Annotated in this window: 9 protein-coding genes and 1 pseudogene; 3 read left to right on the top strand and 7 right to left on the bottom strand. The window is 68.6% G+C overall.

The features are described from left to right. Window positions 1-479: 479 nt before the first annotated feature. On the top strand, window positions 480-1,661 hold the full coding sequence (locus HDC93_RS37165) for a MalY/PatB family protein (RefSeq protein ID WP_185015180.1): 1,182 nt from the start codon (window positions 480-482) through the stop codon (window positions 1,659-1,661). A gap of 466 nt (window positions 1,662-2,127) precedes the next feature. On the opposite strand, the gene HDC93_RS37160 is transcribed toward HDC93_RS37165, so the two are convergent. Then, window positions 2,128-2,679, bottom strand: a complete 552-nt coding sequence (locus tag HDC93_RS37160) for an OsmC family protein (protein ID WP_185015179.1) — start codon at window positions 2,677-2,679, stop codon at window positions 2,128-2,130. A 223-nt stretch (window positions 2,680-2,902) separates the two neighbouring features. On the opposite strand from HDC93_RS37160, the gene HDC93_RS37155 reads away from it, so the two are divergent. Continuing rightward, entirely contained in the window at window positions 2,903-3,355 is a 453-nt protein-coding gene (locus tag HDC93_RS37155; RefSeq protein ID WP_185015182.1) for an Lrp/AsnC family transcriptional regulator, read from the top strand. A 424-nt stretch (window positions 3,356-3,779) separates the two neighbouring features. On the opposite strand, the pseudogene HDC93_RS39145 reads toward HDC93_RS37155, so the two are convergent. The 6 genes and pseudogenes from HDC93_RS39145 to fxlM form a co-directional block, all read right to left on the bottom strand. Beyond that, window positions 3,780-3,893: pseudogene (locus HDC93_RS39145) on the bottom strand (arsenite S-adenosylmethyltransferase); the annotation flags it as partial. Window positions 3,894-3,994: 101 nt separating this feature from the next. Then, the gene (locus HDC93_RS37150) at window positions 3,995-4,951 is read right to left on the bottom strand and encodes a thiopeptide-type bacteriocin biosynthesis protein (RefSeq protein WP_185015178.1); all 957 of its coding nucleotides are present in this window, start codon (window positions 4,949-4,951) and stop codon (window positions 3,995-3,997) included. 9 nt (window positions 4,952-4,960) lie between these two features. After that, the gene (locus HDC93_RS37145) at window positions 4,961-6,109 is read right to left on the bottom strand and encodes a lanthionine synthetase C family protein (protein ID WP_185015177.1); all 1,149 of its coding nucleotides are present in this window, start codon (window positions 6,107-6,109) and stop codon (window positions 4,961-4,963) included. Then, a complete protein-coding gene (locus HDC93_RS37140) occupies window positions 6,106-9,111 on the bottom strand; it encodes a lantibiotic dehydratase (RefSeq protein ID WP_185015176.1) in 3,006 nt (1,001 codons plus the stop codon). The genes HDC93_RS37145 and HDC93_RS37140 overlap by 4 nt, the downstream gene beginning before the upstream one ends. A gap of 103 nt (window positions 9,112-9,214) precedes the next feature. Beyond that, window positions 9,215-9,409 carry an FxLD family lanthipeptide gene (locus tag HDC93_RS37135; RefSeq protein ID WP_185015175.1) on the bottom strand — a complete coding sequence of 65 codons (195 nt, stop codon included), beginning with the start codon at window positions 9,407-9,409 and terminating at the stop codon, window positions 9,215-9,217. A 65-nt stretch (window positions 9,410-9,474) separates the two neighbouring features. After that, a complete protein-coding gene (fxlM, locus tag HDC93_RS37130) occupies window positions 9,475-10,722 on the bottom strand; it encodes a methyltransferase, FxLD system (RefSeq protein WP_185015174.1) in 1,248 nt (415 codons plus the stop codon). A 279-nt stretch (window positions 10,723-11,001) separates the two neighbouring features. Here fxlM and HDC93_RS37125 point away from each other — a divergent pair. Beyond that, window positions 11,002-11,279, top strand: a 278-nt coding sequence (locus HDC93_RS37125; RefSeq protein ID WP_260420001.1) for a transposase, incomplete at its 3' end; no start/stop codon positions are given.

The raw sequence follows: 11,279 nt of genomic DNA, 5'->3' as shown, positions 1-11,279 counted from the left end.
CTCCTGCGCCGACGGCGACAACTGCCGCGCGTCCCCCACCAGTTCACTCACGCAGGGATCAACGACCCAGAACACCTACCGTTTCGGATCAATAGTCAACCAACCAAGTCGCCTTCTGTCGAAGGATGCGGAGTGCATTACGTAGTCGACGCCTCGCCACACTCCTCAACCGCGGGGGCCCTCTCTCCGCGCCGACCAACGGGACGGAGACACCCGGTCGAAGTCCTTCGGCCGCCTCAAGGCCAGAGGCGTCCTTGTGACGTGACCCTGGGCTTGCGACTGGAGAACGGCGGCATCGAGACAGCCCATGCTCGGCAGGATCACTGCGTTGAGCGGGAGACCCAGAGCAAGAGTCGCAACCGGCAGGCGCAAATTCCTTGCTGAATCGCGACCACACTGGGTGACTCTTTGCCGCTCCGAAGGGCAGATAGCACAAGAAAGGCAAACAATACGCGCGACATGCGGTCTATTTTCGCTTCATGGATGACGCATTGAAGGACCTCACTGGAACTCGCGGCGTGAACCCACTGCGGCAGCTGTCTCTGGAGCAGCTGCGGCAGCGCACGAGTATGAAGTGGACGACCTACCAGGACGATGTATTGCCACTGTGGGTGGCGGAGATGGACGTGCCGGTCGCCGAGCCCGTAGCACGAGCTATCCACAGTGCGGTGGAGCGCGGAGATACCGGGTATCCGGCCGGAACTGCCTATGGCGAGGCATTCGCGGACTTCGCCGCGCGACGTTGGGACTGGGACGACCTGGCTGTTGAGCGGACGGCGATCGTCCCTGACGTGATGCTGGGCATCGTCGAGATGCTCAAGTTGGTCTCCGGCCACGGGGACCCCGTCGTGGTCAACTGCCCTGTGTATCCGCCCTTCTATCAGTTCATCCGCAACGACGGCCGGCCGGTTGTCGAGGCGCCGCTGACCGAGGAAGGGCGGATCGACCTGACCACTCTGGAGGTCGCATTCCAGAAAGCCACCGGTCGCGGCGGGCGGCCGGTGTATCTGCTGTGCAGTCCGCACAATCCGACCGGCACCGTACACACCGCCACTGAACTGACCGATGTTGCCGAGCTTGCGCGCAGGTACGCCGTGCGCGTCGTGGCGGACGAGATCCACGCTCCCATCGTGGCTGCCGGAACCTCCTTCGTTCCTTACCTGAGCGTGCCGGGCGCGGAGAACAGCCTGTCGGTGATGTCCGCCTCCAAGGCATGGAACCTGGCCGGCCTCAAAGCCGCCCTCGCCATCGCCGGCCCCGAGGCCGCCGACGACCTGGCCCGCCTCCCCGAGGAAGTCAGTCACGGCCCCAGCCACCTCGGCGTCATCGCCCACGCCGCGGCCCTACGGGAGGGCGGTGCCTGGCTCGACAGCCTGCTGGCCGGACTGGACGAAAACCGTCATCTGCTCGGCGATCTACTGTCCACCCACCTGCCCGCCGTGCGCTGCCGCCCAGGCCAGGCCACCTACCTGGCCTGGCTGGACTGCCGGAAACTGGCCCTTGGCAACGACCCGGCGGCCGTCTTCCTGGAACGGGGCCGGATCGCCCTCAACTCCGGGATGGCCTTCGGGCCGGGCGGAGCGGGGTTTGTCCGTATAAACCTGGCCACCTCCCCGGAAATCCTCGCCGAAGGGGTCCGCAGGATGGCCTCCGTACTGTGAGTTCGTCGACTCGAAAGGGACGTGATGGGTAGCCTCTGCGGTCCGCTCAGCAGGACTGCGTAGGTGCCGCCCGTCCTGTGCGCCGCCGCAGAGCCGTGCCGCGTCTCAGAGGCCAGCCCATGCGATCCGTCTTCGGCCACTCTTGGTCTCACTGACGAGCTCCCGATGCCCCAGGAGGGGGTCCCATCCAGGCGGGGCGATAAGCGGGCCTGGGCATTCGGTTCCGCGCGTCACTCAGCCCATTGGCATCTCAGCGATGAGTCCATGCGCAATTGAGGGAAACAGGCGCGCCTGAGCCCGGATACCGCCGTGCGGGGTCTCCAGGCTCCTCCTGCGGATGCCCACCCTGGAAGACACCGGCGCACGTGGCTGACCCGCCGTCCGATGCCGCTTTCGGGCGGATGCGGGCAGCGGGTCGTGCGCCGCGACTGTCCTTTACAGTTCGGGCGTCCGGGCTGTCGCGTGCTCAGACAAGCGTGGTGACGACGTCGACCGGGTTAACGAGGGTGTCGCGGATGGGCGAACGGCTCTCGACGAGGGAAATCAGCTCTTCGAGCTGCTCGCGGATGGCATCAGGGGCCTCGATGTGGACGCGAACGCGCAGCTGCTGCACGCCCGGACGGATTGCGGTGTCGATACCGAGGAACCCGCGCAGGTCGATGTCGCCTTCGAGCTCCAGCCGGAAGCTCTTGAGCTCGATGCCGCGCGAGGCGGCGTTGGCGGTGAGTGTGACGGTGTAGCAGCCTGCCAGCGCCTGCAGAACGTACTCCGCGGGCGAGACCGCGGTGTCGGTGCCCAGCAGCGCGGTCGGCTCGTCGCTGGTCATCGTGTACTTCGCCACACGCTGCTCGTCGCGCTCACCGCCCTGCGTCAGGGCGCCGGTCTGCGCCTTGATCCGGAAACCGCCCTGCCACGCACCGTCGACAACGAAGGTGACCTGGCCGAGCTTGGGAGTGGCCCGAACGGCGTCGATGGTCTCCTGCAGAGCCTTTACGTCGATCTCGTTGACTACGGACATCAGTACTGGTTCCTCCGATTGGCGTGGGGCGGTCAGGGTGAGCGATGGCCGCGGCCATCGGACCGCCACTCAGGACTGAGAAATGCGTCGCGGCGCGGCGCACACTTCACCCCTGAAGAAGCAGTCGACCGCGCTAACTCTCTAAGACGAGGCTAGGCGGGATCGACCGCTATATTTTTGCCACCTTTGCTACCAGCCAGACGGATTGGGGAGAGAGTTGCCCATTGACCGGTTGGATCGCGAAATTCTTGCGGAGCTACAGAAGGACGGTCGCCAGACGATCACGGAACTGTCGGAGAAGGTCCGGCTGAGCATCTCGCGATGCCAGCGGCGGCTGCGCGAGCTCGAGCGCGCAGGCGTGATTCGCGGATACAAGGCAGTGCTGGATCCGGAGGCGATGGGACTCGGCTTCGAAGCGCTGGTCTTCGTGACGCTGCAGCGGGAGGATCAGTCGACGTTGGCGGCCTTCGACGAGGCCGTCGCCGCAATTCCCAACGTTCTGCAGGCACAACGCCTTTTCGGCGATCCCGATTGCCTCCTGCACGTCGTGGCCGTCGACCTCGCCGACTACCGGAAGCTCTACGAAGGGCAACTGACCAGGCTGCCAGGTGTACAGAAACTGACCTCCACCATCGTCATGAAACAGATCGTCGAGGTGCGCCCACTCCCCACCTGAGACGACGCCCCGCCACCCCGCTCGGCACTGGGCCCAATGCCGGCACGAGCGGCCCTGGTGGTGTTGGCGCTGACGCCGGTGGACGACCTGCGTCAGCCGGTTGCCCCCTGCGGCGCGGGAGTCAGGTCGCGGGTCGTGGACCAGTTGTAAGGTTTCGTCGAAGCGCTTGGTGGCACGGAGCCGGGCGTCGTAGGCGGGCCAACCGCGGTCGCCGGTGATGGCGAAGTCGATCCAGGCAATGTGCATGGTGTCGACGAACGCTCCGAGGGCACGGGGCCGATCAGGCCGGTGAAGCGCAAGATGTCGAAGACGAAGGCGAGTTCACCCGCACGGCAGGCGCCGAGTCGGCCATCAAAGGTGGGCGACTGCGGAGCGCCCAGAGGCTTCTCCACCACGGAGCTGACCACACAATCCATGCGCGGGCGACCTCGACCGGCTGCGGCCCGCAACAGGCGGTGCCGCCCTCGGTGACCTTCACGGCTGCGGCGGCGTAGCGCCGACGGACGGTTTCGCGCAGGTTGGTGGACTGCTCGTTCATCACTTCAATCCTGGGTGACTGGGCATGGCGGTGCCCGGAACGGTGATGAGTAGTCGCAGGACAGTTCGCTCAAGATCTGGGCGGTTTGCCTTGTGCCAAAGTTAGCCGCCGAGAATCGTCTCCCTGGCTGCTCTGGAGTAGATGGCCTGCTGGCGGGTGGTGAAGCCCATGCGGTTCCAGTGGAAGAGGATGTGTCGGGCCAGGATGCCGCGCAGGCCGAGGTACAGGTTGCCCGCGTGTGCCGTGTCCGCGAGGGATCGGCCCCCGTGCTCCATCCCGGTCGCCCAGTTCCCGAGCGGCGCGAGTGGGCCGTCGGCGAGTGCGGGGCCGGCGTCGAGCGTCAGGAGTCGCCGTACCGGGTCCACCATGCCGCTGACCTGGTCGGGGGATTCGTCTTCGGGCAGTGGCCGTCTGGCTTCAACCTGCCCCCAGACGTCTCCCTGCTCGCCCCACTCCAGTCCGGCGGCACGCAGGAGCAGGGTGGTGACCAGGAGGGAGGTCTCCTTGGGGCCGAGGAGCCTGCTGGTGCTGTCGGTCGCGTGGTGGTGGTAGTTGAGGACTCCGACGCTGTCGGTGTGGAACAGGGCGTGGGAGAGCGTCATGCCGCACGGGCCGCCGAAGGCGACGGTTTCCGGCTCGTACTGCGAGGGCCACCACCGCTTGGCGACGCCCCAGGACAGGGTGCAGTCGAGTGCATCGGTGAGGTGCTCGACAACGTCGTCCATCCGCGCGCCCGGGCTCTGCTGGACGCGTAGACGCCAGCAGGGGTACTTGCGCACGAACCACCATGCTCCGACCGGCCTGGTGTGCAGGGCGGGCAGGAGGTAGGCGTGGAAGGCGCGGTCCGCGGTTGGATAATCGGCGAACTCGATGTTCACCTGATGCCAGTCCGCAGGCGGCGTGTCGAGTGCGGCCTGGCCGGCGGCGCGGTAGCGCTCGACCGCGCTGGCCAGTCGGGCAGGGGACGTGCTTGCGCTGGCAGCTGCATCGTTGACCGGTGTGCCGGTGAGGACGGACAGCACCGCGTCCTCCAGCGCGCTGGCGTACTTGTGGTCCACTTCATCTCCTCAGCACAAGAGCAGGCAGGCGTCCCAGTCGGTGGCGGGCTCGGAACCCGGTTCGGCGCTCTGGAACGCCAGGGCTGCCCCTGCCGCCCCTTCGAGAAAGCCAGGCTCTTTCGGAGGGCTGAGGGCGAGGAAGCGTTCGCGGAGTTCGGGGACTCGGTCGGTGAACGCGGTGGGTGTCTCGGCGTCCTCGGCTACGCGCTGGACAGTGCGCAGGAGGCCGCCGACTCCGTGGCACAGGCCGCGGGTGATGAGTTGGTCGAGCTGAGGCGGGTCGGCCAGGCAGTGGAGGAGGGCGCGTTCGGCCATCCGCTTGCGTTCGGCGTCGGCAAGGGCCATTGCCGCGAGCTGCTGTGCGCGAGCCAGGCCGGGGGTGCCGTAGCACCAGGACGGTGCGATTGGCTGTACGGGTGCGTGGCCTGTCTCAGTGATCCAGCGCGGCCAGCGAGTCCCGCGGTGGTCGCTGTGGCGGATGCGATCGAGCCAGCGGCAGATGCGGGTCATGGCGGTGTCGTGGTCGGTCACGGTGACGCCGTGGCGCTTGGCGAGGGCGAGGAGGGTGAGTGGGCCGGTGATGCCGTGGGCGAGACCGGCGTTGGCATGACCGCCCGGCGTTGCCGCCGTGTGGCTGGCCGGGGCGTGTCCGACCCACCAGCCGGGGAACGGCTTGCCCTTGGGCCCGGCGACCGGTTCGGTGAGCCGGGCCAGGTACTCCAAGACGGCCTTCAGCTCGTCACTGTCCGGCCGACGGCGCAGCAGAAGGGCGCCGAGCCCGGTCAGGCCGCGGAAAAGGTCGTACTCGGTGAAGCTGGCGTAGTCACCCTGGTCGATGCGGGCGTGGGCGGCGGCCAGGCGGCGACGGGTGTGCGCGGCCACGACGTGGTCGAGGGTGCGCAGGGCTCCGGTGTAGCGATCGCTGTCGGCGGCGGCCAGGTGGAGGACGTACGTCATCGCGGGTGCGCCAAGGAACAGGCTGGCTTTGTCTCCGTCGATCAGGGGGCGGACGGCGGCGAGTTGCCGGTGTACGGCCTGCCATGGGGCGAGGCCGCGCCGGGCTCGTTCGATGTGGAGCAGGGTGATGCCGAGGGTGCCGTGCGCGAGGGACTGCCGGGTGGCCAGGTCGGACTCGGGAGCGGGCGGGGCGGTCGTCACCGCTGGACTCCCTGGGTGCGGGCGGTCCAGGACAGGGCGGCGGCGCGGGCGAGGCGGCGGCAGGTGGCTTCGCCGTCGGGGTCAATACCGGCGGTGCGGTTGTGGTGCATGTGCAGTAGGGATGGCAGTACGGCAGATGGGTCGGCACCGCTTGCGTTGAGGGCTTGGCGGTACGCGGCCAGGGCGCCTTGGCGCCGGGCCCACGTCGTGGCGACGCAGGCGCCGCCCGGCAGGGACAGCAGGAAGGCGCGGTCGTAGTCCGGGGCGATGAGGCGGATCGCCGTGGTGAGCACGTCACGGGGTGCGGGGCCGCCGTCGTCCTTCAGGAGATTGGTGGTGAGCCATGCCCGGCTGTCTGCGGGTGAGCCGAGGAAGGCGTCGGCGATGTCCACGAAACTGGCGGCGGTGACGGCACGCCGCAGGTGATCGGGGATGGGAAGGGCCGTCTGCGCGAGGGCGGCTGCGGAGTCGGCGGCGAAGAACCGTTCGGCGGCATCCAGGACGGTGCCCGTGCCATAGCGGCCGGTCTCCGGCTCGTCGGTGTCCCATTGCACGCGTTGGATCAGGCTCTCGGCGCGGAGCTCTGCTGCCCAGGCGGCGACGCGCTGTGCGGCGTCGCCGAAGGCGTGCGGGTCCGGCATGCGGAGCCGCAGTCGCAGGTGGCTGTCGGGGTCGGCGTAGCGGGTGAACCACCAGTTCGGCCCCTCGGTTCCCCAGTCGCTCAGCAACCGCGGCAGGTGGGTGGTCAGCACCTCCGGCGCGCGGTCGGCGCTGCCGTACAGCTTCAGGTACGTCCACTCGCTCGCGCCCGGTATCCGCCCGGAATTGCGACGCACCACGGTCACGGTCCGGGAGATGGGCGCGAGGGCGGGCTGCTGGTCGGTGGCGAAGGGCACGGTGATCTCATGCGCGCGACCCACCCAGCCGAACGCGCTCTCCGGGGGCGCCTCGTGGAGCACCACCGTTCCGTTTCGGTCCAGTTCGGCCTGAAGGAGCTGGATGTGGGCGGGGATGTCGAGGTCCAGGCGCAGCCGCTGGTCGTCGCTGCCGACGTAGACGGTGCGCGGTACGCCGTAGCGGATGCGCCAGTCGGTGAAGCGGAAGGCCCATTTGTCCCCGCCGAGGTCTCGGGCGCGGAGTCTCCAGCACGCGGCGGACAGGATGGTGCGGCCGACGCGTACTTCGGGCAGGAACGGCAGTTGGGCTGCTGCGCCCCAGGCGAAGGGTAGGAGGACCGCAGTGTGTGAGCGGTGTAGTTCGCATACGAAACGGACCAGTGGGTGGGTGGCGTTGGCGAGTTCCACGGCGTTCATGACCGACGGTTCGATCGGCTGACCGGTGGCAAGCTGCACCAGGTACAGGCGTTGCGAGTCGGCGACGACGCCGACGTCGTCCAGGCCGAGGGTGGCGTGCGGGTTGTGCTCGCTGACGGACAGCACATTCGGCACGACGGCCGGGGCGCGGGCGACGTTGTACGTGGGCAGCCGCAGCGGCGGGCTGGAGACCTGGCCTCGGGCGGCGCCGATAGTGAGCGTCGGCAGGCCGGCGTACGCGGCGGTCATCCGCTCCCGGTCGGGGCGCTCCAGCATGGTCAGGAAGCGGCCGGTGGTGGTGCCGGCCGCGAGGGAGAGCCCGGCCGTGGTCAGTGTGAACCGGCCGCGCTCCAGGTCCTTCAGGGAGGGCGAAAGCACGGTGAAGCACAGTTCGACGTGCGCGGGAACCTGGTCGGGCTCGCCGAGGGACAGTGCCTGGATGTCCTCCTCGCTGAGGACGATCTCGCGCTGGTCGTTGAGGGCGGCGTGTTGGGCGAGGGCGAGGAGGTGTTCGTCGCGGCGGGTCGTGGCCAGCACTGGGCGCTTCAGGACCGTGCCGCGATAGCCGACTGGAAAGCCGAGGCCGGTGTCCGGGTCGGTGAGGTCGCGCAAGGGGACGATGGCGCCCATGCTGTAGCGCTCCAGGAATCGCGCCCGGTAGTCATGCCAGGCCGGAGAGCCGTTCGGGTACGGCGTGATCCGGGCCATGACCTCCAGAGCGAGCTCAGCCTCACGGGTCACGATCTTCGGGAGGACGATGTCGAGGTCGGGCCGTAGGTTGACGACCAGGGCGCGGTCCGTGATGCCGGTGAGGGCGTTCATCCTTGCGCCGGCCTGTGCGCGGAGAGAGTGTTGGTGGTCCAGTGGGCCGTTGTTGTGGGCGGTGAGGAGTGTGTGAATCTGCCGAAGCTTCGCGGGCGTGCCGGAGGCGGCTTCGGCTGTTTCGAGCTGGTCGATCAGGTGACCGAGTGCGTCGTCGCACGTCATGGGGGCCTGCAGGCTGCTCAGCAGCACTCGGTGCGCGACAAGGTTGCGCAGCATGTCCTCGATCACCGCAGGCGAGGTCTGGGGGTAGTTGCTGGACAGCTTGGCCGTGAGGTCGCCGACCGTGATGGGGGTACGGGCGAGAGCCAGTGCCGCTTCGACGGCCGGGGTGCGCCGTAGCCGCGTATCGGTGGGGCCGTCAGCGCCGCCCGGCTGGTGCTGCACAGTGATGCTGCCCCCGCGCACGGTGCAGGTGGGGTCGGCGATGACATGCAGGTGCTGCAGCACGTCCAAGTCGCGTTCCAGAATGGTGATGACGTCCTTCAGCCATACCGCGTCGGCGCGTGCGAAGGCGCGGTGTTCGGCGCCCCAATGGACTCGGGCTGTACCCCCGACACGTATGGGTGCGGGCCCGGCGAACAGCCCGAACGGCGTGGCGCGGTGCTGCATCCGCAGCAGGTAGCGGGCCAGGGAGATAGCCGTGCGCCTGACGAGCCGTGGGCGCCGACGTTCTCCGCTGAGCACCTTGCGGACGGTGTCGGCAAGGAGGGGGGTGGCGACCTCGATCGCAGCGGCCACGGTGTCATCCGTCCAGACCTGAGCGATCCACTCCTGCAACCGGTGCACGTCGGCGGACGCGTCGCCGTACAGATCTGGCCACGGAGGCAGCGTCGCCGCCAACGGGAACACCGAAGCTCTGATCATGCCCGCATCAATAGCGCGATACATGGGACATGCCTCCTTCATCGTCACGACGGTGCGAGGGCCGGACCGGCAAGGAGCCTCGGCCCGGCCCTCGCGCGGCGGGTCAGCCGCCGATGCAGGTGCTGTTGGAGCAGGCGGACTGGCAGGTGGAGCCGCAGTTGTCGCTGGTGTCGTTCAACAGCGAGCCGAGGACCGGGGCGGAGGCGACGGTCTCGATACGGAGGTCGAAGTCCGACGCTGCGTCGGCCCCGAAGTCCGTGGCGGTCTTCAAGGTGGTGCCTGTGTTCTGCGGTGCCATCGCGTTCTCCTCGTCTGCAGAGGTGGGTGGATGTGTCTTACGGCCTGGTCGCGACGCGGGCGGCGTCACGGCCAGGAGACGGTGATCCGCGTGTGCAGCCGGTCGATGACGCGGCCTGCGGGGAGTTGGTCGTCCGGGGTTCCGGCAGGGTGGACCTCGATGTGCGCACGGTGACCGCGATGGGCGCGGTCCCAGGTCTGGATTTCCTCGATGAGGCGCTCGGCGACGGCCTTGCCGCGCGGCCCGTGGCCGACCGCGCCCAGCTCGAACCGGTCGGGGTCGTCGGTGGCGCGGACGGTGCGGTAGGCGAAGCTGTCGCCATCCACGAGGGTCGGCACGCCGAGCGGCGAGGCGGAAGCGACCAGGCCGCGTTGCCGGGCGGCGGGCTTCGCCGCCATCAGGGGGAGGTTGTCCAGGGCGGTCGTCAGCCACAGGTCCACATGCTCGTTGGACTCATCGCCTGCGAGGGTCACGCCGGACCACGCCTCGGCGCGCGTGGTGCGCAGCGCGGTACGCAGGGCCTCGATGTCGGGTTCGGGGTGGCTGTCCAGGCGCAGGGCGATCTCCTCGCCCTCCGTGTCGTGGAGGACCGCCAAGCGCACGCGGTTCTCGCCAGCCCCCTGCATCGGCACGAAGCCGCACAGCTCGAACCCGTTGCTGACCAGACGCTTGCCGTCGCGGGTGAAGGCGATGGTGCGGGTCATGCCGCGCATCCGCAGCGGGACGACAAGCCGACCGCCTTCCTTGAGTTGATGGATCCAGGCCGGCGGGATGTCGGCCGCCTGCACGGTGACGAGGATGCGGTCGTACGGTGCATGGCCGGGTACGCCGTGCTCACCGTCGGCGGTGATCACGGTGACGTTCCGGTGACCGGTCGCCTTGAGGAAGTCCTTCGCACGCTGCGTGACATCGTGGTCGATGTCCATCGTGATGACGCGGCCTTGCTCTCCCACCAGCTCGGCGAGATAGGCCGCGTTCACCCCGCCGGAGCCGATCTCCAGAACACTCATCCCCGGCTGGATATCGGCCTGCTCGATCTGCATGGCCTGGATGCGCGGAGCGGACACCGAGCTGATGTCCACGCCCGTGGCGTCCGTCTTCGTCACGGCGGCGTACTCGGCGTCGTAGGTCCTGGCCATCTCCACCTCGGGAGTGGCCAGGTGTCGGGGGACCGAGCGGAACGCGGCCACCACGCGGGGGCTGCGTGCGGCGCCCAGTTCGATCAGCCGCTGCACCATCGCGTCGCGCAGTTGCTGGTCGGACACCGGGGTGCTGTCGTTGTTCCCGGTCGTCGTGCTGGGGACGTCATCCACGAGCGTTCTCCTTCTCGGCGGCGTGCACCGAAGGGGTTGAGGGCGGGTGTTAAGAGGGGCGGAGGCGAGTCAGGCGACCCGCGCCGGAGTAGTTCGTTGCGGCTGGCCCGCTCCCGCTGTGACCTGTCCTTCTGAGAAGGCTTCCGCTTACCGCTCAACGGGCTTGTCTGGTCGAACAGGGGTCCTGATCGGGTGATCGCGGCAGGAGCGGCGCATGAAGGCAGGGCCTCTTGGTAGTTCGGGGGTGCGATCCCGTCCGAGCAGTCCCAGGAGGCCCTGTTGCCGCAGTCTTTCGCGTCCGCGTCCCTGGAGTCCAACGCGTCGTCTCCGGCGTGTGACTGTCTCGCGCACAGGTTCGGCAACGCGGCGGACGGGCCGGACCGCGTGCGGTGTTACGGGTCCGATCTGACGGAGGCGGAGTGGCAGGTCATCCGGCCGCTGCTGCCGGTCCCCGCATGGCTGCAGGGGCGGGGCGGGCGGCCGGAGGGTTATTGCCACCGCGTGATGCTGGACGCAGTCCGCTACGTCGTCGACAACGGGGTGAAGTGGGTCAACCT

This window comes from Streptomyces sp. AK010 (assembly GCF_014207295.1).
GTDB lineage: Bacteria > Actinomycetota > Actinomycetes > Streptomycetales > Streptomycetaceae > Streptomyces > Streptomyces massasporeus.
The sequence above is the reverse complement of the archived record's forward strand: the minus strand, read 5'-3'. Positions and strand labels throughout refer to the sequence as shown.